Genomic DNA, 23,229 nt, shown 5'->3' on the forward strand with positions numbered 1-23,229 from the left:
TCTCGGTCCGCTGCTCTCAGCCCGCTGCCACGGTGATCGGGGCCCAGCGACGGGTCCAGTCGCCGGGGAGGCCCGGGATGTCACGGGTCATGACGGTGTTGAACGCCACGGAGTCGAGGCCGCGGTCCTTGAGCCAGCCGAGGAGCTCCTCGTGGCGTACGTCGATGTCGGTCCGCAGCGGCCGGTCGGTGACGGCGGCGAGCGCGGTGACGAGTGCCTGGGCGTCGGCCGTGTCCCGCGCGATCAGCGGGCCGATCACATGGGTCTCCATGTTGGGCCAGATCGCGGCGTAGCCGACGAGCTCCCCCCGGGCGTCCTCGGCGACCAGCAGCCGGTCCGCGAAGGCGGGAAGTCGCGTGATCATGTGTGTCCGGTCGGTACCGAAGACCTCGGTGTCCAGGCGGACGATCCGCGGGATGTCCTCGCCGCTCGCCGGGCGGACCGTCGCGGAACCGGCCTGGGGAGCCATGTCGGCAGGCTCTCCGCGGAAGGTGCCGCGGAGCATTTCCGCACGGCCCGTGGTGTCGAAGCCGAGCTCCTCGTAGAGGGGGCGGCCATAGGGGGTGGCGTGGAGGGTGAGGGGGATCCCCTTGAGGACGTCGTCGCAGACGTACGTCATGAGGTGGCGACCCAGGCCCTGGCGGGCAAAACGCTCGGCGACGAGGACCATCCCAATGGCGGCCAGCTCCGGCCCGGAAGGCCTGTGCCCGTACGAGGTGACGACGCACGCCGCGGCGAGCCCCTGTCCATCGGGAGCGTCGATGCCGTAGCCGCTGCCCGCGGCGAGAAGCAGCCCCCACTTGTGGTCCTCGCGCGGCCACCCGCGGTCTTCGGAGAGGTCGGCACAGCTGCGGAGATCATCCACGGTCAGTGCACGGATCGGCAGGTCGGTGAGGTGTGGTGGTGTCACAGGCCCAGACTGGATCATCGGCTGGGGGGCGTCCAGAGGATTTGGGAGCGATGTTTCACGTGAAACATCGACCGGACGATGTTTCACGTGAAACGTGCACGGGTTAACCTCCCGTGCATGAGTCTCCTGCATCTTTTCGATCTCGACGGGACGCTGATGCACGGCTCGGCGGCGCCGGTCGAGATCTCCCGCCAGCTCGGTCTGAGCGCGGAGATCGCCGAGTTGGAGCGGGCCTTCGGTGCTCAGCAGATGGGACCACATGAGTTCTCGGTGGCGGCCCATGCGCTGTGGGCGGAGCTGACGCCCGCACACGTCCGGGCGGCGTTCGACGGAGCTCCGTGGCTGGCGGGGATCCGTGAGGTGTGGCGGGAGATCAGGGAACGCGGGGACTACTGCGCGGTGATCTCGCTGTCCCCCTCGTTCTTCGTGGAACTCCTGCTGGAGTGGGGCGCACACGCCGCTCACGGTTCGGTATTCCCGGCGGTGCCCTTCACCCGGCCCGTGGACGCGGCCGGGATCCTGACACCCGAGGGCAAGGTCAGGGTGGCGGACCGGCTCTGCGCGCAGTTCGGGGTGGGTCGTGCCGACTGCGTCGCGTACGGGGATTCACCGACCGACTCGTTGCTCTTCGAGGCCGTTTCGGTGTCCGTGGCGGTCAACGCCGGGCCGTACCTGGCGGAGCGGGCGACCTACGTCTACGAGGGCCGGGACCTGCGAGAGGCGTACCGGCTGGTGGGGGCGGCGCGCGAAGTCCAAGTATCTTAAGAGGGAAGCGGGTTCGAAACGCGGAGTTTCCGGTTTTCCCCTTGAACGGTCGGGGTAGCTGGCAGGCTCTGAGGCCCGGAACCACGGATTCGAAGGCCGTGGCGCGTTACCGACCGAGATGTTCGAAGCGAGGCATCGCATGGACGCTCCGCCCACCAGATCGGCCAGACGGACGGCCCGGATACCGTCCGGGGGCGGTGTGGTCGAGCCCTCCCCGGACGCCGTGCTCATCCGCCGGACCCTGGAGGAGATCGCACCGATCGCCGACCGGGTGACCTCCTATTTCTACGCCCTGGTGTTCACCGGGCATCCCGAGGTACGGGACATGTTCCCGGCCGCCATGGACGCGCAGCGCGATCGGCTGCTGAAGGCCCTGCTGACCGCGGCCGAGCACATCGACGATCCGGAGGTGCTCGTCCCGTACCTGCGCCGCCTGGGTACCGGGCACCGCAAGTACGGGACGGTGGCCGGGCACTATCCGGTGGTGGGCGAGGCCCTCATCGGCGCCCTGTCCCGGTACGCGCAACAGACCTGGGGGCCGGAGACCCAGGCCGCGTGGGTTCGGGCCTACACCACGATGTCCCAGACGATGATCGACGCGGCGGCGGAGGACGAGAGGGAGAGCCCCGCGTGCTGGCACGCGGAGGTGGTCTCTCACGACCTGCGCACCCCGGACATCGCGGTGCTCACGGTCCGCCCCGACCAGCCGTACGCCTTCCTCGCGGGCCAATACACGAGCCTGGAGACCCCGTGGTGGCCGCGGGTGTGGCGCCACTACTCGTTCGCCTCGGCGCCTCGCGCCGACGGGCTGCTGTGCTTCCACGTCAAGGCCGTTCCGGCGGGCTGGGTCTCCAACGCGCTGGTACGCCACGCCCGGCCCGGCGACGTGCTGCGGCTCGGACCGCCGGCCGGGTCGATGGTGGTGGACCACAGCACCGACAACGGGATGCTCTGCCTGGGCGGCGGAACGGGCATCGCCCCGATCAAGGCGCTGATCGAAGACGTCGCGGAACACGGCGAGCGGCGTCCGGTGGAGGTGTTCTTCGGGGCGCGCAGCGACGGCGACCTGTACGACAAAGACACCCTGCTGGGGTTGCAGCGCTCCCACCCCTGGCTGTCGGTACGCCCGGTGGTCGGCGCGGGCCTAGCGAGCCAGTTGCCCCAAGCGGTTGGCGAGCACGGGCCGTGGAGCTCCTACGACGCGTTCGTCTCGGGGCCGCCCGCGATGATCCGCAGCGGCGTGAGCGAGCTCAAGCGGATCGGGATACCGGGCGACCGGATCCGCTTCGACGCGGTGGAGGAACTGGTGGGCGCGGCCGGCTGAGGCCGGGCGACGGGCCGGCACCGCACCGTTCAGAGCGACCCGGGCCGAGACGACCCGGGCCGCACCGTGTGCGACCCGGGGCGGAGTCAGCCCAGGTCGGGGGCGTGCATGGCGCGTACGCCCTCGATGTTGCCGTCGAGGTAGTGGCGCAGGGACAGCGGGACGAGGTGCACGGCGGCGATGCCGACCCGGCTGAAGGGCACGCGGACGATCTCGTACTCGCCCGCGGGCTCGTCGATTTCGGGGCCGTGCCGCTGGCCGGGGTCCATGGATTCGAGGTGGCAGACGAAGAAGTGCTGCACTTTCACTCCGGTCACCCCGCCGTCGGCGATGTGCTCGACGGTGTCGACGAAGCAGGGCACCACATCGGTGATCTTCGCTCCGAGTTCCTCGTGGAGCTCTCGGTGGAGGGCGTCGACGACGGTGGCGTCCGAGGGCTCTACTCCCCCGCCGGGGGTCACCCAGTATGGATCGACGCCGGGCTTGGTGCGCTTGATGAGGATCAGGTCGTCACCGTCGAGCAGGATCGCGCGGGCGGTGCGTTTGACCACGGGACGTTCGGTCATGGGAGAAGAGTGGCCCACGCCGGGGTGTCTGAAACGCGTGGCGGCGAAACCCGCCGCAGGGGCGGAAGCGGAGGCTCACCAGTGCGCGGCAGCGCGCAGCAGGCGGTCGTGCGCACGGGCGAGGTGGGCGAGGGCGAGACTGCCGGTCCGGACGACGAGGAACCAGGTGCGCAGCGGGGGTACGGGCGGCTCCAGCAGGGCGACGATCTGCCCGTTGTCGAGAGCGTCCTGGCACAGATAGCGAGGCAGGACGGCCAGTCCGGCGCCGGCCTTGACGCACTCCAGCACGGCCCGCAGGTCGGGGGCGACCACGGTGGCGGCATCGGGCCGGGTGCCGGGACGGGTCTCGAAGACAGCGGCCCAGTAGCGGGCGACGAGCGGAAGCGTCTCGTGGACCTCGACGAGCGGAATGCCGTCGAAGGCGGCGGGACCGATCTCGCGGAGCCGGTCCGGATCGACGAGGGCGGCCCAGTAGGGTGCGGCGACCAGGACGTGCTCCTCGTCGCACAGGGCGGTCGCGCTGAAGAGCCCGCCGCGCGGGCGGGCCGTGGTGGCGATGAGATCGTGATGGCCGGCGGCGAGTCCGTCGAGAGCCTCCTCGGCCCCGGCCTGGAGCACGGTGCGCAGTGTGTGGCCCTGGCCCACGAGCGGCGCGAGGGCGGGCAGGACGCGCAGGCAGAGGAACTCGGGAGGACCGGCGAGGTGCAGGGTGCGTAACGCGCCGGCGGCCTCGCGCTCCGCTTCGGTGATCCGCAGCAGGGCGTCGAGGTGGGGGGCCGCTTTGTGGGCGAGTTCGTCGCCGACGGCGGTGGGGGTCACCCCGCGGGCCCTGCGGTGGAAGAGGGGCCGGCCCAGCTGGCGTTCGAGGGTGCGGATCTGCGAGGTGACGGCGGGCTGTGACAGCCCGAGGAGCGCGGCGGCCCGCGTGAACGAGCCCGCCCGGTGCACGGCGACGAAGGTGCGCAACAGGGCCAGGTCCATGAAGGCCCCTCTCGGTGGGGGCCTTCAACTATAAATATGTCGATAGGCCCCTGTCGTTACCGTGATTGGACTCTGACGTTCAGTCAACTAGCCTTGAGCCCGTGGTTCTTCGCGCGCGGAACCCGGAGCGGTCCGAGCCACCAGGGGGGAGGCTCGGACCGCTCTCGTTCCTGCTGCTCAGGCGCCCGCGACCGCCGCGTCCAGTGCCCGCAGCACGTCCGCGACCAGGTCGTCAGTGTCCTCGACGCCTGCGGACAGGCGGATGAACCCCTCCGGGACGGGGTCGCCGCCCCACCGTCCGCGCCGCTCCGCGGTGGATCGCACGCCACCGAAGCTCGTGGCGTCCTCGACCAGGCGCAGGGCGGCCATGAACCGCTCCGCGTGCGCGCGGTCCGGCAGGGTGAAGGAGACGACGGAGCCGAAGCCCCGCATCTGCCGGGCGGCCGTCTTGTGCGACGGGTCCGCGGGCAGGCCGGGATAGCGCAGCCCGGTGACGTCCGTACGGTCGGCCAGCGCCTCTGCGACGGCCAGCGCGTTCGCCCACTGCCGCTGGGCCCGCAGCTGGATGGTGGCCAGAGAGCGGTGGGCCAGCCAGGCCTCCATCGGGCCCGGGATCGCGCCGATGATCTTGCGCCAGCGCCGGACGGAGGCGGCGAGCTCCGGATCGCGGCAGGCCACGTAGCCGAGCAGGAGGTCGCCGTGGCCGGTGAGGCCCTTGGTGCCGCTGGCGACGGAGAAGTCCGCGCCGAGTTCCAGGGGCCGCTGTCCGAGCGGGGTGGCGAGGGTGTTGTCGACGGCGACGAGGGTGCCGCCGGCGTGGGCGGCCTCGGCCAGGCGCGGGATGTCGCACACGTCGAGGCCGGGGTTGGAGGGCGTCTCGATCCACAGCAGCCTGGCCTCGTCGAGGACGGCGAGCTGCGCGTCCCCGGCGGTCGGCGCGGTGCGGACGTGGATCCCGTAGGCCTCCAACTGCTCGCGGACCAGCGGCAGTGCCTGGTAGCCGTCGTCGGGCAGGACGACGGTGTCACCGGTACGGGTCTGGGAGAGGAGGACGGCGGAGACCGCGGCCATGCCGGAGGCGAAGACGACGGTGTGGACGCCCTCCTGGCCGGGCGCTTCGAGTTCCCCGATGGCCCGCTCCAGCAAGGTCCAGGTGGGGTTCGTGTCCCGTCCGTAGGTGTACGGGCCCTCCACGTCGCCGGGGAGGTGGAAATGGGCGGCGAAGACGGGTCCGGGCAGGGGCGGTTCGTTCTTCACGGGCTCGGGCAGCCCGGCGCGTACGGCCCGGGTGCCGTCGCCGATCCCCTCCGCCGCTGCCGCCCCGGTCGCGGGCCCGGCTCCGGCCGCAGCGGCCCTGTCGGCGTGCTGGTTCATGCGGTGTGCTCCTTCACTGTCTCGCGTACGGCCTCCAACAGGCCCGCGCTCGCCGCCTCGACGAGCTCCAGGCACTGCTCGAACCCCGCGCGGGAGCCGTAATAGGGATCCGGTACGTCGGCTTCTGCGGCGGTCGCCGCCGGGTCGTAGGAACGCAGCAGGCGCACCTTGGCGGCGTCTTCGGGAGTGGGTGCGAGCGACCGCAGGTCTCGCAGGTGCCCGGCGTCGAGTGCGATGACGAGGTCGAGACCGGCGAACCACGAGGCCCGGAACTGCCGGGCACGGTGATCCTGCTCGTACCCGGCGGCTTCCAGGACGGCGACCGTGCGCGGATCGGCGCCGTCCCCCTCGTGCCAGCCGCCGGTGCCGGCGCTGTCCACCTCGACCAGGGCGTCGAGCCCGGCTTCGACGACGCGGGCCCGGAAGACGGACTCGGCCATGGGGGAGCGGCAGATGTTGCCCGTGCAGACGAAGCACACGCGATACATGGAAGCCGCTCAGTCCTTGTCGGGCAGGGCCATGTTCACGGCCCAGGAGACGACGGAGATGATCAGGCCGCCCAGCAGGGCGGTCCAGAAGCTGTCGACGTGGAAACTGAGGTCGAGCTGCTTGGCCAGCCAGGAGGTCAGCATCAGCATCAGGGCGTTCACGACGAGGGTGAACAGTCCGAGGGTGAGGATGAACAGGGGAAGTGAGAAGAACTTCACCACGGGCTTCACGATCAAGTTGACCAGGCCGAAGACCAGGGCGACCAGAATCAGGCTGAGGGTCCGGCGGCCGAGGGAGCTCTGGTCGTCGAGCGTGATGCCGGCGAGCAGCCAGATGGCGACGGCCAGGGCAGCCGCGTTGGCGAGCGTCTTGACTACGAAATTCGTCATGTGTCTGATCGTGGCAGAGAAGATCCCGGTGGGACATCAGCAGATCAGCGGATGCCTGGGGACGTGAGAGAGCAAGGGGCACAACGACGATGAAGGCCTTCCGGCTGGATGAGCTCGAGGCGGAGCGGCTCGCGAACGACGGCGCCTATCTGCAGTTCCTGCGCGAACGGAACATGTCGGTCGGGCTGTACGCCCTCGACGCCGGCCAGAGCGACCCGCAGCAGCCGCACCGCCAGGACGAGGTGTACTTCGTGGTGAGCGGGCGCGGCTCGATCACGGTCGGGGAGCAGACGACGACGGTGGCGCGCGGCAGCGTCGTCTACGTGCCCGCCGGGGAGGTTCACAAGTTCCATCACATCACCGAGGACCTGCGGGTATTGGTGGTGTTCTCCCCGCCGGAGGCCTGAGCGGGCGGGCCCCGACCCAGGGTCGGACCCCCTGATTCCCCTAAGGGGCGGATCAGGGGAGTCCGAGGGCTCGCGGGCCCCCGGGCGGCCGAGCGGCCTCCTAGCATCGAGAGCAGGAAGTCACGGCTCGGGAAGCTCAGGAAGAGGTTGAGGACATGGACGGGATCCGACGGACGTTCGCAGGCATGCCCTGGTGGGTCAAGTGGGTCGCGATCCCGCTTCTGGTGCTCTTCGTCTTCGGCGGCGTCATCACGAGCATCCTCGGTGCCCTGATCTCGTTCGTCTTCCAGCTGCTGCTCTTCGTCGCCCTCGTGGGCGGCCTGGTCTTCATCGTGAAGAAGTTCACCGGCGGTGGTGCAAAGTCCTCCTCGCGCGACTGGTAGGTCGCCGGAGCCCTGATCTCCGGGCCGAGATCTGCGGGCCCTGGTCCCGGGCTTCGAGCCCGGGACCAGGGCCCGGGTCAATCCGGGGGATTAACCCGGGCGGGGGAACGGGGGGTGGCAAACCACCCGCACCGCGGGAATCGGCCGATAGGGTGGCAATCTGCGCCGTTCCCTGGGCACCGGACGCCGGTGGTACCGCCTTGACCTGCGGTTTTCTCCAGTGTCGGCCTGGTGCGACCCCCAGGAATCGCGGCGCGCGCGGGGGCGGCCCCCGCAGGGCGGGCCCTCCCCAGGCCCGCCGCCACGCCTGGGGGTGAGCTTTGTCTCCGGTTCACAATGCCGGTGTGCCGACGCTGATCGGTTCGGTGCAGCGCGCGTTGAGGCTGCTCGAAGCAGCGGGCTCCCACAGCGCGGGAGCCCCGGCGAAACAACTGGCGCGCGAAGCCGGGCTCCCCCTTCCCACCGCGTACCACCTGCTGCGCACCCTCACGCACGAGGGCTACCTGCGCCGCGAGGGCGGCGTGTTCGTGCTCGGCGCGGCCGCCGGGCGGCTGGCGGGCGGCGGACTCCAGCAGAAACGTCGCAGCATGATCCTCGACTCCCTCGCGCACTTCCGCGACGCGGTCGGGGCCCCCATCTACTTCGCCGTGTTCCGCGAGGGCGAGATCGAGCTCGTGGGCGTCTCGGACACCCCGGCCAGCCCCGCTGTCGAGGAGTGGGCGGATTTCCGTGCGACCGGCCACGCGCACGCCATCGGGCAGTGCCTGCTGGCCCAGCTCGACGAGAAGACGCGCAAGGACTACTACGAGCGGCACCCGGTCGAGGCCGTCACCCAGTACACCGTCCGGGACCAGAGCGCCCTCGAACATCGCATCGGCTCTCTCGGTCGCATGGAGCCGGTTACGGAGCGTCAGGAGTACGCGCTGGGCACGGTCTGCGCGGCCATCCCCATCACGGCGGGCGATACCGCCGCAACAATGGCGATTTCGCTCCCTTTGCACCAGGAGGAACGATTGCCGAATGTAGTCAATCGACTACGGAGTGAAGTAGGCGCGCTGTTGAGTACCCTCTCGTTCTCTATCAGTATCTGAAAACTCACTCCTTGTGATCTGCATGCGCTTCCACCACCCTTGTCAAGAGGGCCCTGGGGGATCATTCCTGGCCACTTCCACTACAGCGGGGTAGTCCATGCGCGAGTCGGTACAGGCAGAGGTCATGATGAGCTTCCTCGTTTCCGAGGAGCTCTCCTTCCGGATCCCGGTGGAACTCCGGTACGAAACCCGAGACCCCTACGCAGTGCGCCTGACGTTCCACCTTCCCGGAGACGCCCCCGTGACCTGGGCGTTCGGCCGCGAGCTGCTCCTCGACGGCATCAACAAGCCGTGCGGGGACGGCGATGTGCACATCGCTCCCACCGAGCCGGAGGAACTGTCCGACGTCCACATCAGGCTCCAGGTCGGCAGCGACCGGGCCCTGTTCCGCGCCGGCGCGGCGCCGCTCGTCGCGTTCCTCGACCGTACCGACCGGCTTGTTCCGCTCGGTCAGGAGCGAAACCTCGGCGACTTCGAGGAGAACCTCGACGAGGCGCTGGACCGGATCCTGGCCGAGTCCCGGCAGAACGAGCAGAACGCCGGCTGAGCGGGCGGACCCGACCGGCCGAGCCGGCCGACCGTACGCGCCGAGTTCCCCCGGGCCCCCGAGCCTCCCGGGCCGCTCAGCGCTTGCGCCGCCGGCCCCGGCCGCCGCGGACCCGCCCCGAGGCCGCCGCTGCGGCCGGGGATCCCGGCCGGTCGGCGGAGACCACCAGCGCCGCGAGCGCGGTGGTCACCGGGACCGACGCCACCAGGCCGATCGATCCGACGAGGGTGCGCACGATCTCCTCCGCGACCAGCTCGCTGTTGGCCACCGAGCCCATGCTGCTGTTCGCGATCGAGAACAGCAGCAGCAGCGGAAGCGCCGCGCCCGCGTAGGCCAGTACCAGGGTGTTGACCACCGAGGCGATGTGGTCGCGGCCGATCCGGATGGCCGCCCGGTACAGGGCACGGGGGCCCATCGACGAGTCGGCCTGGTGGAGTTCCCAGACCGCCGACGTCTGGGTGACCGTCACGTCGTCGAGTACGCCGAGCGACCCGATGATCACCCCCGCGAGCAGCAGACCGCTCATGTCGATGTCAGGGTAGAGCCCGTGGATGAGCCCGGTGTTGTCGTCGGTGTTGCCGCTGAGGAACGCCCAGTCGACGAACACCGAGCCGAGCAGCCCGATCAGCAGCAGCGAGACGAGTGTGCCGAGGACGGCGACGGACGTACGGGCGCTGAGGCCGTGGCACATGTAGAGCGCGATGAGCATGATCGCGCTTGCTCCGACGACCGCGACGACCAGTGGGTTCGAGCCCTGGAGGATCGCCGGGAGGATGAAGAGGGTCAGCACGCCGAAGCTGACCACCAGGGCGATCAGCGCGAACAGGCCCCGCATCCGTCCGACGACGACCACGGCCACGGCGAAGATGGCGGCCAGCACCGCCAGCGGCAGCTTGCGGTTGACGTCGACCACGGAGTACTGGAGGTCCCGGGGCGCGTCCGGTGCGTACGCGACGACCACCTCCTGGTCCTTCTCCAACTGCCGCGGCGCGCCCGGCTGGACGATCTCGACGAACGTCCGGCCCTTGTCCGGACCGGTGCCGACCTCGACGGTGGCCTTCTTGCAGTCGCCCGTCTGCCGGGCCCGGGCCTCGCGGCCCTCCGGCGTGGTGACGTTCCCGGTGGTCGGCACCTGCGAGGCGTTCACCGATTTGCAGTCGACCTGTTCGAGCGCGACGACCCGGCCCTGCTGGGTCTGCCGGTCGAAGCCCACCCCGGAGCGCTCGTGGGCGGGCGCGCCGCCCGGCCAGAGGACCACCATGCCGACGAAGACGGCGACGGCGAACGGGATCAGGACCGCCGCGATGACCTTGCGCAGGTGCTTCGAGACGGGAGCAGCCGGTCCGTGGCCGTGCGAATGACCGTGGGAGTGGCCCGGGGCCGGGACCTGGTCATGCCGGTGGTCGTCGTGCCCGTGGCCCGCGTGGATGTGGTCGTTGTGACCTGTGGGCTCGGTGGGCTGGGTGGGGGGCTGCGGCGAGGACGTCACCGGCAGATCATCGCAAGAGTTGAGGGGGCCCACTGTTCAGCACGCCACAAATGACGCTAGCGTGGGGGCACCTTTGCACAACGCGGGAGCTCGGAGCACCGGGCTGAGAGGGCGCTGATCACCGTACGCGCAGCACAGATGCGTACGGGAAGAGGCTGCGTCGACCGCCGAACCTGTTACCGGGTAATGCCGGCGTAGGGAGATCAGGTCTCATGACCATTCAGGACGCACGCACGCCTGCCGTCAACCAGGACGATGCCGGCCGGACCGAGCGCCAGCCGGGCTGGCACAAGGGCTACGTGGCGGGCTCCCGCCCCGACATCCGGGTGCCGGTCCGCCAGGTCCATCTCACCAACGGCAAGGACGTGACGCTCTACGACACGTCCGGGCCGTACACCGACCCGCAGATCGAGACCGACGTACGGCGCGGACTGCCGCCGCTGCGCGAGAACTGGATCATCGGCCGCGGCGACACCGAGGAGTACGCGGGCCGCCCCGTGCGCCCCGAGGACGACGGCATCAAGCACACCTCGCCCCGAGGTGGGCTCAAGAACCTCGACGCTGTCTTCCCGGGGCGTCCGCGCCAGCCCCGCCGGGGCCGTGACGGCGCCGCCGTCACACAGCTCGCGTACGCCCGCCGCGGTGAGATCACCCCGGAGATGGAGTACGTCGCGATCCGCGAGAACGTCTCCCCGGAGGTGGTCCGTGAGGAGATCGCCGCAGGCCGCGCGGTGCTCCCCGCCAACGTGAACCACCCCGAGATCGAGCCGATGATCATCGGCAAGCGGTTCCTGGTGAAGGTCAACGCCAACATCGGCAACTCCGCCGTCACCTCCTCCATCGAGGAGGAGGTCGACAAGATGACCTGGGCGACCAAGTGGGGCGCCGACACGGTCATGGACCTCTCGACCGGCCGCAACATCCACACCACCCGCGAGTGGGTGCTGCGCAACTCCCCGGTCCCGATCGGCACCGTGCCGCTGTACCAGGCGCTGGAGAAGGTCGACGGCCGCGCCGAAGACCTGACCTGGGAGATCTACAAGGACACGGTCATCGAGCAGGCCGAGCAGGGCGTCGACTACATGACGGTCCACGCCGGTGTGCTGCTGCCGTACGTGCCGCTGACCGCCCGCCGCAAGACCGGCATCGTCTCCCGCGGCGGTTCGATCATGGCCGCCTGGTGCCTGGCGCACCACAAGGAGAACTTCCTCTACACGAATTTCGAGGAACTCTGCGAGATCCTCGCGACGTACGACGTCACGTACTCGCTCGGCGACGGCCTGCGCCCCGGCTCCATCGCGGACGCCAACGACGCGGCGCAGTTCGCGGAGCTGAAGACGCTGGGCGAGCTGAACACGATCGCCAAGCGGCACAACGTGCAGACCATGATCGAGGGCCCGGGCCACGTCCCGATGCACAAGATCAAGGAGAACATCGACCTCCAGCAGGAGATCTGCGAGGAGGCGCCGTTCTACACGCTCGGCCCCCTGACCACGGACGTCGCCCCGGCGTACGACCACATCACCTCGGGCATCGGCGCCGCCATGATCGCCTGGTGGGGCACCGCGATGCTGTGCTACGTCACGCCGAAGGAGCACCTGGGCCTGCCCAACCGTGACGACGTGAAGACCGGCGTCATCACATACAAGATCGCCGCCCACGCGGCGGACCTGGCCAAGGGCCATCCGGGCGCCCAGGAATGGGACGACGCCCTGTCGGACGCGCGCTTCGAGTTCCGGTGGGAGGACCAGTTCAACCTGGCCCTCGACCCGGACACGGCTCGCGAGTTCCACGACGAGACGCTCCCGGCCGAACCGGCCAAGACCGCGCACTTCTGCTCGATGTGCGGTCCGAAGTTCTGCTCGATGAAGATCTCCCAGGACATCCGCCGTGAGCACGGCGGCGATCTGAAGGCCGACGAGATCGAGGCGGGCATGGCGGAGAAGTCCGCCGAGTTCGCGGCGAGCGGCAACCGGGTCTACCTCCCCCTGGCGGACTGACCCGCTCTTGAGCGGCCGGCGCTGCTCTGGGGAGGATGAGGGGGCTTCCCAGAGCAGCGTCCCGGCGCGCAGCCGTGCGCCGGTGCGGGTCAGACCTTCGCGTCGCGCGATGTTTCACGTGAAACAGGGACGGACGGCACACTGCGGGCCGCTGCGAAGCCGCGATTGGCCTCCGTCTGCAGGCGGTACGACTCCGGCAGGTCGGGCAGGGCCAGCAGTCGGTCGCAGGCGCGCAGCGAGGCCTGCATGTCCCCCACCCAGTACGCGGTGATGGAGTGCTCGAAGAGCAGCCCCCACTGGTACACCCAGGGCTGGACGAAGAGCAGGTCCGACGGGGCCGGGCGGTCCAGCACCGCTGAGGTGATCGCGTGGGCCGAGTGGTGGCGCCCCATCACCCGAAGTCTGGAGGCAAGTTCGTAGCAGGCTTCCAGCCGGGTGGGACGGGACTCCCAGGCCTGTGAAAGGGCGTCCATGGCCGCGGGCCAGTCGCCGGACTCGGCGCTCAGGACTCCGGCTTGGAGCAGCGCGTAGTAGACCTCCTCGGCCCAGCCGCCCATGGCCGCCCGGTGTCGGTAGAGCCGGATCGCCGCGGCCGTGTCGCCCATGTCCCGCATCGTCTGGGCGAGGTAGAAGACCGTCCTGGTGTTGGAGGGGTCCCGTTCCAGTTCGGCGCCGAGCAGACGGGCATCACGTTCGAACTTGTCGTGCCGGGAGCCCCCGTCGGCATGGTCCTCGATGAACAGCGCGTCGAGGTTCTCCTGGAAGCCGGGACGCTCGTCGTACTCTCCGGGGGCGTCGCAGGTCAGGTATTCGTGGGTGACGCCCTCGTACCGCCAGGGGAGGTCACCGCGGACCAGCCGTTTGATGCGGTACTCCGTCGCGCCCTCGTGGCGCAGCATGTACGACTGCGCCGTGAGCGGCGGCAGCGGGCCGGTGCGGCGCAGGACGAGGTCGGCGTCGAGGAGGAGCAGGTAGTCGGCTTTGCCCCGGGCATGCGCGATGTTGAGACTGCGGTTGTGCCCGAAGTCGGTCCAGGGTTCCTCGTGTAGTTCGCCGGGGATCCCGCGCAGGGCACTGCGGATCAGCTCCTGCGTGCCGTCGGTGGATCCGGTGTCGGAGATGACCCAGGTGTCGATGAGGTCCCGTACGGAGTCGAGGCAGCGCTCGATGACGGCGGATTCGTTCTTCACGATCATGCAGAGGCAGATGGTCGGCTTCACGGCCGCTGACCCTAGGGACGCGGCTGGACGGCCCGTCGGAGCCGCGCCGGGGTGTGGACCCGGGTGGCTCCCTCCTGCACCGCTAAGTGGCTGTGGGCGCTGGTCCGTTCTGTTGACAGGTGGGCGCGGCGAGGTGGCGGACGGGGCGCCGGTCTTCAGGATGACCCGCGGGGTCCGGGCGTCTGTCCGGACTTCGAGCGATCATTCGATCCGGTGTGTGCGAGGAGCGCTACATGAGTTCTGAGGAGAGGGCCCGATCCATCCTGGGGCCCCTGCCCCGTAGGGCCGGCTGGCTTGCGGGAGGCACCTTCGCCTCCGTCGCGCTGGTTCTGGCGAGCATCGCGGCCCCGGCCGCGGCCGGCGCCACGCAGCCGACGGGGACGGTGGTGACCGGTGGTGGTGACCACTGCAAGCAGCACCCCAACAAGAAGGCGATGACCCCGTCCGCGCCGTCGGGGTCCGACAGGTGCAACGTCGGCCCGACCGGGCCGCGGGGTCCGCGCGGCCCCAAGGGCAGCACCGGGGCAACGGGCCCGACCGGCCCGACGGGTGCCACTGGCGCAACGGGCGCCACGGGCCCGACCGGCCCGGCGACCGGCGTGACCGGTCCGACGGGTCCCACGGGTCCCACGGGGTCGACGGGCATTCCGGGTCTGACCGGTGCCACCGGTGCCACTGGCCCGACCGGCCCCACCGGTCCCACGGGCCCGACCGGCGCCACGGGTGCCAGCGGTCAGTGCTTCGACGTGGACTCGATCCGGCCCGCCGCCTCGCGCGAGGTCAAGGCGGTCCTCTCCGAGACGATCACCTACGCGGGCATCCGCGACCTGACGCCCAGCCCCACCAACTGGCGCTGGTACGACCTCACCGACACCGGGGACACCTACCCGGCCGACGCGTGCGCCGTGTCGATCTCCTCGCAGGCCAACATCGTCAACATCGAGGTGCTGACGACCGGGGGCGACATCTGGGAGACCTCCTGCACCATCAACCCGGGTACGCCGGACGCACTCACCTGCAACGAGGTGTGGACGCCGGCGACCCCCCAGCCGACGCCGGGGTCCAATGGCGTCATCACGCCTCTGTCGCGGTTCTCGCACCAGGTGACCAAGGAGGACATGAACCTCCGCCCCAAGGAGATCAAGTAGCGGCGGTCCAGGCCGCTGTCACTGCGAGCCGCCGTCCGGGCTCGTGAAGTCCGGGCTCGTGAAGTCCGGCGGGGTGTAGCCGGGCCGGGGTCCCTGTGAAGCGGATCCCGGGCTGGTGAAGTCGGGCCGGGTGTATCCCAGGTTGGGGATGCGCCCGGCCTTCGGCGTGTGCGGGGCCGGGTACGCCGGTCCCGCGCTCGGATCGGCCAGCGCGTCCCGCAGGAACGGCAGGATGCCGCGCTCCAGCAGGGCCCGCCGCCAGGCCTCGCGCGCCCGCGCGACCTCGTCGGGCATCGCGTCCTCCCCGTCCTCGGCCACCACCTCGGTCGCCCGGTTGCGGACGGCCGTCACCACGAGCCCGATCACCGCGAACAGCAGCGAGACCACGGTCAGTGCGCCGAAGAGCCAACCGGCCGTCAGCATCGTGTTGGCGAAGGAAGGTTCGGGCTCGATCGCCTTCAGGGTGTATCCCACCAGCAGGAATATCAGCATCGCGGTGCCCGCCAGGACCGGCGCGAGCACCGCGACCACGGCGCTGACACCCGCGCCGTCCTCGTCCTCGCCCTGTGGCCCGCCGCCCCGCTCCCCGGTCGAACCGGGGGTGGACAGGACCTCGTCGCGCCGTTCTCCGCGGAGTTTCACGTAGTGGTCGTACTCGGCCGCGGCCGCCGTCGCCAGCAGCGCGCTGGCCCCGATGGCCATCGTGCGCAGCTGTTCGGCGTTCAGACGCTCACCGAGGGCGGCGAGCTCGGGCCGTTCGTGCGCGGTGCGCAGCGCCTCGTCGAGGAGCCGATCGAACTCGGGTCGGTCTTCGGTCAGCAGGTGCGGAGCGCTGTTCATGTGCATCCCCCGATGCTCCGTGGGGGCCGGTTTGCCCGCGTAGACCCGGGCGCCGGCACAAACGGAGGAGAGCCTGCTACGGATAGGGCGATGGTAGAGCGCCCATGCCACGCCGTGACAGGGGCTTTCCCGAAATTACCCCCCTTCTGATAACCCTCAGTCGTTCAAGGGGAGTTGCACGACCAGCAGTTTGCCCGCCATCGTGACCCCGCCGTCCATCGCGATGGCGAGCCCCTCCGCGTACACGTGCGGCCCGTTCACGGCCTCCGGACCGCGCGACGCGTCGCCGTCCTCGGTGCCCACCTCGCCCAGCAGGTACGGGATCGGGCTGTGCCCGTGCACGACGCGGCCGCCGCCGTACGTGCCGAGGAGCTCGCGTACGGCCTGGGGGCCGGTCTCCTCGTCGCGGAAGGCGAACCGCTTGGTGAACTTGCGGAACAGGTCCCAGGTGATGTCGGCGTCGTTGCGGTTGAGCAGCTCGTGGATGGTGTCGTTGACGTCCTCGACGGAGTCGCCGTAGTCGAGGTACGCGGTGGTGTCGGAGTGGAGCAGCAGGTGCCCGTCCTCCAGCACGGCCGCGTCCAGCCGCTGCATCCACTGCAGGTGTACGTCCTCCAGGCGCTCCATGTCGGTGCGCTGGCCGCCGTTGAGGAGCCAGGCGGCCTGGAAGGTGGCGGTGCCCGCGCCCGAGGCGACCGGGGTGTCGCCGAAGCGCTTGGCGCCGATGAGCAGCAGCTCGTGGTTGCCCATGAGGGCCTTGCAGTAGCCGCCGGCGGCGGCGGCCTCGGCGGAGAGCCGCATCACGAGGTCGATGACGCCGATGCCGTCGGGGCCGCGGTCGGTGAAGTCGCCGAGGAACCAGAGGCGTGCGTTGCCGGCCGACCAGCGGCAGTCGGCGTCGATGAGGCCCTGTGCCTGGAGCTCCTGGATGAGCTCGTCCAGATAGCCGTGGACGTCGCCGACGACGTACAGCGGTCCGGGTCCCGAGGCCTGGGGCTCCTGGGGGACGTACTGGACCTGGACGGTGTCGCCCGGTCCGCCGCGGCTGATGACCGGCAGGTCGCGCTGGGTGGGGGTGTAACCCTCGTCGTAGACCTCGTCGCTCCCGTCGCCGTCCCCCTTGGCCGGGGCCGGTGCGCCGGAGTCGGGCGCGTGGCCCCCGGTCGGCTGCGGCGGCACGGAGGGCTGGGGCGGTACCGGCGGCTGAGGGGGCACGGGTGCGCCCTCGTCGTAGTACGCGGGGTACTCGCCGTACACCGGGGCTTCTTGGGGAAGCGCGCCGGGCACGCCGTACGGGACGGGCTCGGTGACCGGAACCCGGAAGTCCCGCAGCGTCTCCGTCCGCATAGCGGGTCCCTGACCGGCCCCCTGAGTCATCGACCCCTCCACCACCGTCGCGCTGCCGTACACCTGCGGACCCTCCTGGCCTCCTGGGCGGAGGGTCCGTGATGTCGTGCGCCCATCATAGGAATGCGGCTCGCGCTCTGTGACGCACCAGGGGTGGTGAATCCTGGGCGGAACCAGTAGTTCCTGCCGCTTTCTCCCGAAATGGGTGTTGCGGAAATCCCCGGCGGGACCGTCAGTCCCGCCGGTATCGCGCCGCGGCGGTCAGTCCTTGGCCGGAGAACGAGGCGGGCTGACGGTCGTGCGGGGCTGCCTGCGCTGCGAGGAAGTCCGGATGATCAGCTCGGTCGGGACCACCTGTTCGACCGGGCGACCGGTGTCGACCCCCTCGATGGCATCGATCAGCAGCTGTACGACGGCGGTGCCGATGCGGCGCGGTTTGAGGGAGAGGGTGGTGATGGGCGGCTCGGTGTTGGCGTAGACGGTGGACTCGCTGCAGCAGACGAGCAGCAGGTCCTCGGGAACGCGCAGGCCGTAGCGCCGGGCGGCGGCGAGCAGATCGGTCCCGTTGGGGTCGAAGAGCCCGTAGACGGCGTCGGGCCGGTCGGGCCGGGCGAGCAACCGGTCCGCGGCGACGGCTCCCGCGCACGGGTCGTGGGCGGGGTAGGACTCGTAGACGGGGTCCTGGCCGACGCGCTCGCACCAGTTGAGGTAGGCGGTGGTCGACAGCCGGGTGTACGTGTCCGTGGTGGTGCCGGTCAGCAGCCCGATCCGGCGGGCGCCGGCGGCAGCGAGGTGGTCGAGCAGGTTGAGTACGGCGGCCTCGTGGTCGTTGTCGACCCAGGCGGTGACGGGGAGGGAGCCCGCGGGGCGTCCGTCGGAGACGACGGGAAGGCCCTGGCGGACCAGTTCGCTGACGACGGGATCGTGGTCGGAGGGGTCGATGACGACGGTGCCGTCGAGGGCCACGTTTGACCACACGTCGTGTCGGGAGGTGGCGGGCAGGATGACGAGGGCGTAGCCGCGGGCGAGCGCGGCGGAGGTGGCGGCCCTGGCCATCTCGGCGAAGTACGCGAATTCGGTGAAGGTGAAAGGTTCATCCCCGTACGTGGTCACGGTCAGGCCGATGAGGCCCGATTTGCCCGTACGGAGGGTGCGGGCCGCGGCGGAGGGGCGGTAGCCCAGCCGGTCGGCGACCTCGCGAACGTGGCGGCGGGTGGCGTCCGGCAGCCGTCCCTTGCCATTGAGCGCGTCGGAGACGGTCGTGATCGAGACGCCCGCCGCGGCGGCCACGTCCCTGATGCCGGCCCGGCCTTGTCGGCCGGCGGCCCGCCGGGTGGTCTCGGTCCGGCTCACCTGATGCTTCCCTGCTGCTGTCATGGCGAGCCGATAGTAGGGCTCGGCGGGGTGGGTGGTCCGGGTGCATATGCACCCGTTGACAGGCACGATTCTGCATGGATCGCCACCCCCAATGACCTTGGAAATGAAGGAATTTGAGCGCAGAGAGTGAGTGGTGCGTTTGTCGTCGGGTACGGGCATGCCAAAGCGGGGCGGTCTCGGGACGGTCTCAACTCACCTGTACGAGGGACGCGCGCCACGGCGCGGGCCACCGGCGTGCGCATATATGCGCACGCTCCCCCGCATTCCTGGCGCCGCCCATTTTCGGAAGAGCGGAATCCTCATAAGGTGAGGAGTATTGAGTCGACGGCGACGTCGTACGGGACGGTCGAGGAGGACCTGCGGTGAGCGAGAAGAGCCCGAAGCTGCGCGCCGAGCTGGACGGCATTCCCACCTACAAGCCCGGGAAGCCCGCCGCCGCGGGCGGGCCCGTCGCGTACAAGCTGTCCTCGAACGAGAACCCGTACCCGCCGCTGTCCGGGGTGCTGGAGACCGCGGTCGCGGCGGCCGGACAGTTCAACCGCTACCCCGACATGGCCTGCACGGGGCTGGTGAACGAGCTCGCCGAGCGGTTCGGGGTGCCGGTCGAGCACATCGCCACGGGCACGGGCTCCGTGGGCGTGGCACAGTCGCTCATCCAGTCGACGGCCGGCCCGGGCGACGAGGTCATCTACGCCTGGCGCTCCTTCGAGGCCTACCCGATCATCACGCAGATCTCGGGTGCCACATCCGTGCAGGTCCCGCTGACCTACGGGGACGTGCACGACCTCGACGCGATGTTCGACGCGATCACCGAGCGGACCCGGCTGATCTTCGTCTGCAACCCCAACAACCCCACAGGCACCGCCGTACGCCGCGCTGAGCTGGAGCGGTTCCTCGACCGGGTGCCCTCCGACATCCTCGTGGTCCTCGACGAGGCGTACAAGGAGTTCGTCCGCGACACCGAGGTGCCGGACGGCATCGAGCTCTACCGCAGCCGCCCGAACGTCTGCGTGCTGCGTACGTTCTCCAAGGCGTACGGGCTGGCCGGCCTGCGGGTGGGCTTCGCCGTGGCGCACGAGCCGGTGGCGGCGGCGCTGCGCAAGACGGCGGTGCCGTTCGGTGTCAGCCAGCTCGCCCAGGACGCGGCGGTCGCCTCGCTGCGGGCGGAGGACGAGCTGATGGGCCGGGTCGGGGCGCTGGTGGGCGAGCGTGCCCGGGTTCACAGGACTCTGGTCGGCCAGGGCTGGACGGTGCCGGACACGCAGGCGAACTTCGTGTGGATGCGGCTGGGGGAGCGCACCGCCGACTTCGCCGCGGCCTGCGAGAAGGCCGGTGTGGTGGTCCGGCCCTTCGCGGGCGAGGGCCTGCGGGTCACGATCGGTGAGACCGAGGCGAACGACATCTTCCTGCACACGGCCGAAGCCTTCTTCAAGGAGATGTAGCTCTCGGGCTCCGAGGAGACGGAGCCCTGGGGGACCGCGTGAGCCGTGAGCGGCTACGCGAGTTCCACGCGGATCGGGTCGCCGTCGCGGACGGTGGACAGCAGGCGGGGGTCGCCCTCGAACGAGCCGAGCACGTTGCACGGGCTCGCCAGGCGGCTCTCGCCTGCGCGCGATATGGGCGTGGGGCCGTAGGGCAGCGCGAGCGCGTCGCCCTCGGTCCAGAACGCGACCGTGCCCGGGTCGACGACCTGGCGGGCGTCGTGCTCCAGTGCCACGCGGACGCCGGTGTCGAAGTAGACCTCCTCGCCCCAGGTGTGGGCGGAGGCTGAAATCGGGAGTGCCTCGGCCAGCGCCTTGCTGGTCGGGGTCTCGTCCAGGGTGGCCGTGAGCTGGCCCGCAGGCCAGGAGATACGAATCCTCATGGGCGGCATTCAACAATCTGTTGAATGCCTTGGCTAGGGGGGACCCCGGCTGAACCGCTCGAAAGCTGGTACGACATAATGCTTGTGAATGTGAACGCGTTCACAAGCGTGTCATGCTTCATCCCGTATTGGGTGGGGCAGGCCAGGCAAACTGCGGCAGCACCACGGCGCACCGAAGGAGACGACGACGTGGACGTAGCTTTGGCGCCAGAGACGTTGGCGCGATGGCAGTTCGGCATCACCACCGTCTACCACTTCCTCTTCGTCCCACTGACGATCTCGCTCGCCGCGCTCACGGCGGGTCTCCAGACCGCCTGGGTGCGTTCGGAGAAGGAGAAGTACCTCAGGGCCACCAAGTTCTGGGGCAAGCTCTTCTTGATCAATATCGCCATGGGCGTCGTCACGGGCATCGTGCAGGAGTTCCAGTTCGGCATGAACTGGTCCGACTACTCGCGCTTCGTCGGAGACATCTTCGGTGCGCCCCTGGCTTTCGAGGCGCTCATCGCCTTCTTCTTCGAGTCGACGTTCATCGGGCTGTGGATCTTCGGCTGGGACAAACTGCCGAAGAAGATCCACCTGGCCTGCATCTGGATGGTCTCCATGGGCACCGTCCTGTCGGCCTACTTCATCCTCGCGGCCAATTCCTGGATGCAGCACCCGGTCGGTTACCGGATCAACGGGGAGCGCGGCCGGGCCGAGCTCACCGACTTCTGGCTGGTACTCACCCAGAACACCGCGCTGACCCAGTTCTTCCACACCATCACGGCGGCCTTCCTGGTCGGCGGCGCCTTCATGGTCGGCATCTCCGCCTTCCACCTGGCCCGCAAGAAGCACGTGCCCGTGATGCGGACCTCGCTCCGGCTCGGCCTGATCACCCTGATCATCGCCGGCATGGGCACCGCCATCAGCGGTGACCTGCTCGGCAAGGTGATGTTCAAGCAGCAGCCGATGAAGATGGCCGCCGCCGAGGCGCTCTGGGACGGCGAGGCACCCGCGCCCTTCTCCGTCTTCGCCTACGGAGACGTCGAAAAGGGCCACAACAAGGTCGCGATAGAGGTCCCGGGCCTGCTGTCCTTCCTGGCCAACGACGACTTCACCTCCTTCGTCCCCGGCATCAACGACGTCAACAAGGCCGAACAGGAGAAGTTCGGACCCGGCGACTACCGACCCAACATCCCCGTCGCCTACTGGGGCTTCCGCTGGATGATCGGCTTCGGCATGGCCTCGCTCGGCGTCGGCGTGCTGGGGCTCTGGCTCACCCGCAAGAAGTTCATGCTGCCCCCGGGGCTGCGCACCGGCGAGGACGAGGTCCCGCACCTGGTCCTCTACAAGCAGGCGCTGAGCCCCCGGTTCGCCACCTGGTACTGGATCGTCGCCCTCTGGACCATGGGCTTCCCGCTCATCGCCAACTCCTGGGGCTGGATCTTCACCGAGATGGGCCGCCAGCCCTGGGTGGTCTACGGAGTCCTGCGCACCCGCGACGCGGTCTCGCCCCACGTGTCCCAGGCCGAGGTACTCACCTCGATGATCGGCTTCACGCTCCTGTACGCCGTGCTCGCGGTGATCGAAGTGAGGCTCCTCGTGAAGTACGTGAAGCTCGGTCCGCCCGAGCTGACGGAAGCCGACCTCAACCCGCCCACCAAGATCGGCGGGGACGACAAGAACCCCGACCGGCCGATGGCCTTCTCCTACTGAGGCTGAGGGGACCCCACCATGCAACTCCATGACGTCTGGTTCGTGCTCATCGCGGTCCTGTGGACCGGCTACTTCTTCCTGGAGGGCTTCGACTTCGGGGTCGGCGTCCTCACCAAGCTCCTCGCCCGCGACCGCAAGGAGAAGCGGGTCCTGATCAACACGATCGGGCCCGTGTGGGACGGCAACGAGGTCTGGCTGCTCACCGCGGGCGGTGCCACGTTCGCCGCCTTCCCCGAGTGGTACGCCACCCTCTTCTCAGGCTTCTACCTGCCGCTCCTGCTCATCCTGATCTGCCTGATCATCCGCGGGGTCGCCTTCGAGTACCGCCACAAGCGGGACGAGGAGCGCTGGCAGGCCAACTGGGAACACGCCATCTTCTGGACCTCGCTGATCCCCGCGTTCCTGTGGGGCGTGGCCTTCGCGAACATCGTGCGCGGAGTGAAGATCGACGATCAGATGGAGTACGTCGGCAGCCTCTTCGACCTGCTGAACGTCTACTCCCTCCTCGGCGGTCTCGTCACCCTCACCCTCTTCACCTTCCACGGCGCGGTGTTCACCTCGCTCAAGACGGTCGGGGAGATAAGGCAACGGTCGCGCACGCTGGCGACGCGACTGGGGGTGCTCACCGCCGTGCTGGCCCTCGTCTTCCTGGTCTGGACGCAGGTCTCGCGTGGTGACGGCAAGAGCCTGATCGCCATGGTCGTCGCCGTCCTGGCCCTGGTGGGGGCGCTGGGCTGCAACCTGGCGGGCCGCGAGGGCTGGTCGTTCGCCCTGTCCGGGGTCACCATCGCGGCCGCGGTCGCGATGCTCTTCCTGACGCTCTTCCCCAACGTGATGCCGTCCTCGCTGAACGAGGCCTGGAACCTCACGGTCACCAACGCCTCGTCCAGCCCGTACACCCTGAAGATCATGACCTGGTGCGCGGGAGTGGCCACGCCGCTCGTCCTGCTCTACCAAGGCTGGACGTACTGGGTGTTCCGCAAGCGGATCGGTACGCAGCACATCGTCGATGCGCACTGATCC

At 69.7% G+C, this 23,229-nt stretch carries 23 protein-coding genes; 11 read left to right on the forward strand and 12 right to left on the reverse strand.

Going from position 1 to position 23,229, the window contains the following annotated elements:
• Positions 1-16: 16 nt before the first annotated feature.
• Positions 17-910: a GNAT family N-acetyltransferase gene (locus tag ACS04_RS09260; RefSeq protein ID WP_048476055.1), complete on the reverse strand. Its 894-nt coding sequence runs from the start codon at positions 908-910 to the stop codon at positions 17-19.
• A gap of 117 nt (positions 911-1,027) precedes the next feature.
• Between ACS04_RS09260 and ACS04_RS09265 the strand changes: the two genes are divergently transcribed.
• Together ACS04_RS09265 and ACS04_RS09270 are read left to right on the forward strand one after the other, a co-directional pair.
• On the forward strand, positions 1,028-1,675 hold the full coding sequence (locus tag ACS04_RS09265; protein WP_048476056.1) for an HAD family hydrolase: 648 nt from the start codon (positions 1,028-1,030) through the stop codon (positions 1,673-1,675).
• A gap of 58 nt (positions 1,676-1,733) precedes the next feature.
• Positions 1,734-2,999 carry a globin domain-containing protein gene (locus ACS04_RS09270; RefSeq protein WP_398023992.1) on the forward strand — a complete coding sequence of 422 codons (1,266 nt, stop codon included), beginning with the start codon at positions 1,734-1,736 and terminating at the stop codon, positions 2,997-2,999.
• 86 nt (positions 3,000-3,085) lie between these two features.
• Here the strand turns inward: ACS04_RS09270 and ACS04_RS09275 are convergent, their stop codons facing one another.
• The 5 genes from ACS04_RS09275 to ACS04_RS09295 all read right to left on the reverse strand — a co-directional run bounded on the left by ACS04_RS09275 (position 3,086) and on the right by ACS04_RS09295 (position 6,798).
• Positions 3,086-3,565: an NUDIX domain-containing protein gene (locus ACS04_RS09275; RefSeq protein ID WP_048476058.1), complete on the reverse strand. Its 480-nt coding sequence runs from the start codon at positions 3,563-3,565 to the stop codon at positions 3,086-3,088.
• 75 nt (positions 3,566-3,640) lie between these two features.
• Entirely contained in the window at positions 3,641-4,546 is a 906-nt protein-coding gene (locus ACS04_RS09280; RefSeq protein WP_048476059.1) for a LysR family transcriptional regulator, read from the reverse strand.
• A gap of 177 nt (positions 4,547-4,723) precedes the next feature.
• Positions 4,724-5,920: a cystathionine gamma-lyase gene (locus ACS04_RS09285; RefSeq protein ID WP_048476060.1), complete on the reverse strand. Its 1,197-nt coding sequence runs from the start codon at positions 5,918-5,920 to the stop codon at positions 4,724-4,726.
• Positions 5,917-6,408, reverse strand: coding sequence for a low molecular weight protein-tyrosine-phosphatase (locus tag ACS04_RS09290; RefSeq protein WP_048476061.1), 492 nt, complete (start codon positions 6,406-6,408; stop codon positions 5,917-5,919). Before ACS04_RS09290 ends, ACS04_RS09285 begins: the two co-directional genes overlap by 4 nt.
• A gap of 9 nt (positions 6,409-6,417) precedes the next feature.
• Complete coding sequence (locus ACS04_RS09295) at positions 6,418-6,798, reverse strand: phage holin family protein (RefSeq protein ID WP_048476062.1); 381 nt, start codon at positions 6,796-6,798, stop codon at positions 6,418-6,420.
• A gap of 89 nt (positions 6,799-6,887) precedes the next feature.
• On the opposite strand from ACS04_RS09295, the gene ACS04_RS09300 reads away from it, so the two are divergent.
• The 4 genes from ACS04_RS09300 to ACS04_RS09315 all read left to right on the forward strand — a co-directional run bounded on the left by ACS04_RS09300 (position 6,888) and on the right by ACS04_RS09315 (position 9,226).
• Positions 6,888-7,205, forward strand: a complete 318-nt coding sequence (locus ACS04_RS09300; RefSeq protein ID WP_048476063.1) for a cupin domain-containing protein — start codon at positions 6,888-6,890, stop codon at positions 7,203-7,205.
• Between the two features lie 164 nt (positions 7,206-7,369).
• Positions 7,370-7,588, forward strand: coding sequence for a DUF5326 family protein (locus ACS04_RS09305; RefSeq protein ID WP_048476119.1), 219 nt, complete (start codon positions 7,370-7,372; stop codon positions 7,586-7,588).
• 320 nt (positions 7,589-7,908) lie between these two features.
• Positions 7,909-8,679 carry an IclR family transcriptional regulator gene (locus ACS04_RS09310; protein ID WP_209441666.1) on the forward strand — a complete coding sequence of 257 codons (771 nt, stop codon included), beginning with the start codon at positions 7,909-7,911 and terminating at the stop codon, positions 8,677-8,679.
• 97 nt (positions 8,680-8,776) lie between these two features.
• A complete protein-coding gene (locus tag ACS04_RS09315; protein WP_048476064.1) occupies positions 8,777-9,226 on the forward strand; it encodes an SsgA family sporulation/cell division regulator in 450 nt (149 codons plus the stop codon).
• 76 nt (positions 9,227-9,302) lie between these two features.
• Here the strand turns inward: ACS04_RS09315 and ACS04_RS09320 are convergent, their stop codons facing one another.
• Positions 9,303-10,748: a YibE/F family protein gene (locus tag ACS04_RS09320; RefSeq protein ID WP_209441667.1), complete on the reverse strand. Its 1,446-nt coding sequence runs from the start codon at positions 10,746-10,748 to the stop codon at positions 9,303-9,305.
• 179 nt (positions 10,749-10,927) lie between these two features.
• Between ACS04_RS09320 and thiC the strand changes: the two genes are divergently transcribed.
• Complete coding sequence (gene thiC / locus ACS04_RS09325) at positions 10,928-12,715, forward strand: phosphomethylpyrimidine synthase ThiC (protein WP_048476065.1); 1,788 nt, start codon at positions 10,928-10,930, stop codon at positions 12,713-12,715.
• A gap of 89 nt (positions 12,716-12,804) precedes the next feature.
• Here the strand turns inward: thiC and ACS04_RS09330 are convergent, their stop codons facing one another.
• The gene (locus tag ACS04_RS09330) at positions 12,805-13,935 is read right to left on the reverse strand and encodes a glycosyltransferase (RefSeq protein WP_078864581.1); all 1,131 of its coding nucleotides are present in this window, start codon (positions 13,933-13,935) and stop codon (positions 12,805-12,807) included.
• A 746-nt stretch (positions 13,936-14,681) separates the two neighbouring features.
• Between ACS04_RS09330 and ACS04_RS39220 the strand changes: the two genes are divergently transcribed.
• The gene (locus ACS04_RS39220) at positions 14,682-15,083 is read left to right on the forward strand and encodes a hypothetical protein (RefSeq protein ID WP_078864583.1); all 402 of its coding nucleotides are present in this window, start codon (positions 14,682-14,684) and stop codon (positions 15,081-15,083) included.
• 18 nt (positions 15,084-15,101) lie between these two features.
• On the opposite strand, the gene ACS04_RS09340 is transcribed toward ACS04_RS39220, so the two are convergent.
• From ACS04_RS09340 to ACS04_RS09350, 3 genes are all read right to left on the reverse strand, one after another.
• On the reverse strand, positions 15,102-15,929 hold the full coding sequence (locus ACS04_RS09340; RefSeq protein ID WP_048476066.1) for a membrane protein: 828 nt from the start codon (positions 15,927-15,929) through the stop codon (positions 15,102-15,104).
• A gap of 150 nt (positions 15,930-16,079) precedes the next feature.
• Positions 16,080-17,315, reverse strand: a complete 1,236-nt coding sequence (locus ACS04_RS09345; protein ID WP_107438571.1) for a metallophosphoesterase — start codon at positions 17,313-17,315, stop codon at positions 16,080-16,082.
• A gap of 216 nt (positions 17,316-17,531) precedes the next feature.
• On the reverse strand, positions 17,532-18,647 hold the full coding sequence (locus tag ACS04_RS09350; RefSeq protein ID WP_030153252.1) for a LacI family DNA-binding transcriptional regulator: 1,116 nt from the start codon (positions 18,645-18,647) through the stop codon (positions 17,532-17,534).
• A 362-nt stretch (positions 18,648-19,009) separates the two neighbouring features.
• On the opposite strand from ACS04_RS09350, the gene hisC reads away from it, so the two are divergent.
• Positions 19,010-20,089 carry a histidinol-phosphate transaminase gene (gene hisC, locus ACS04_RS09355; RefSeq protein ID WP_048476067.1) on the forward strand — a complete coding sequence of 360 codons (1,080 nt, stop codon included), beginning with the start codon at positions 19,010-19,012 and terminating at the stop codon, positions 20,087-20,089.
• Between the two features lie 53 nt (positions 20,090-20,142).
• Here the strand turns inward: hisC and ACS04_RS09360 are convergent, their stop codons facing one another.
• Positions 20,143-20,511, reverse strand: coding sequence for a cyclophilin-like fold protein (locus ACS04_RS09360; protein ID WP_078864585.1), 369 nt, complete (start codon positions 20,509-20,511; stop codon positions 20,143-20,145).
• A 189-nt stretch (positions 20,512-20,700) separates the two neighbouring features.
• Here ACS04_RS09360 and ACS04_RS09365 point away from each other — a divergent pair, with 189 nt between their 5' ends.
• Together ACS04_RS09365 and cydB are read left to right on the forward strand one after the other, a co-directional pair.
• The gene (locus ACS04_RS09365) at positions 20,701-22,206 is read left to right on the forward strand and encodes a cytochrome ubiquinol oxidase subunit I (protein ID WP_048476069.1); all 1,506 of its coding nucleotides are present in this window, start codon (positions 20,701-20,703) and stop codon (positions 22,204-22,206) included.
• An 18-nt stretch (positions 22,207-22,224) separates the two neighbouring features.
• Entirely contained in the window at positions 22,225-23,226 is a 1,002-nt protein-coding gene (cydB, locus tag ACS04_RS09370; protein WP_048476070.1) for a cytochrome d ubiquinol oxidase subunit II, read from the forward strand.
• The last annotated feature ends 3 nt before the right edge of the window (positions 23,227-23,229 follow it).

Source organism: Streptomyces roseus (assembly GCF_001044425.1).
GTDB classification, from domain to species: Bacteria; Actinomycetota; Actinomycetes; order Streptomycetales; family Streptomycetaceae; genus Streptomyces; species Streptomyces roseus.

Coding starts and splice junctions, on each gene's coding strand:
- ACS04_RS09295 (WP_048476062.1), bottom strand. CDS start 6,798: ATGACGAATTTCGTAGTCAAGACGCTCGCCAACGCGGCTGCCCTGGCC.
- ACS04_RS09265 (WP_048476056.1), top strand. CDS start 1,028: ATGAGTCTCCTGCATCTTTTCGATCTCGACGGGACGCTGATGCACGGC.
- ACS04_RS09350 (WP_030153252.1), bottom strand. CDS start 18,647: ATGACAGCAGCAGGGAAGCATCAGGTGAGCCGGACCGAGACCACCCGG.
- ACS04_RS09275 (WP_048476058.1), bottom strand. CDS start 3,565: ATGACCGAACGTCCCGTGGTCAAACGCACCGCCCGCGCGATCCTGCTC.
- ACS04_RS09315 (WP_048476064.1), top strand. CDS start 8,777: ATGCGCGAGTCGGTACAGGCAGAGGTCATGATGAGCTTCCTCGTTTCC.
- ACS04_RS09285 (WP_048476060.1), bottom strand. CDS start 5,920: ATGAACCAGCACGCCGACAGGGCCGCTGCGGCCGGAGCCGGGCCCGCG.
- thiC (WP_048476065.1), top strand. CDS start 10,928: ATGACCATTCAGGACGCACGCACGCCTGCCGTCAACCAGGACGATGCC.
- ACS04_RS09360 (WP_078864585.1), bottom strand. CDS start 20,511: ATGAGGATTCGTATCTCCTGGCCTGCGGGCCAGCTCACGGCCACCCTG.
- ACS04_RS09340 (WP_048476066.1), bottom strand. CDS start 15,929: ATGCACATGAACAGCGCTCCGCACCTGCTGACCGAAGACCGACCCGAG.
- ACS04_RS09280 (WP_048476059.1), bottom strand. CDS start 4,546: ATGGACCTGGCCCTGTTGCGCACCTTCGTCGCCGTGCACCGGGCGGGC.
- ACS04_RS09300 (WP_048476063.1), top strand. CDS start 6,888: ATGAAGGCCTTCCGGCTGGATGAGCTCGAGGCGGAGCGGCTCGCGAAC.
- cydB (WP_048476070.1), top strand. CDS start 22,225: ATGCAACTCCATGACGTCTGGTTCGTGCTCATCGCGGTCCTGTGGACC.
- ACS04_RS09290 (WP_048476061.1), bottom strand. CDS start 6,408: ATGTATCGCGTGTGCTTCGTCTGCACGGGCAACATCTGCCGCTCCCCC.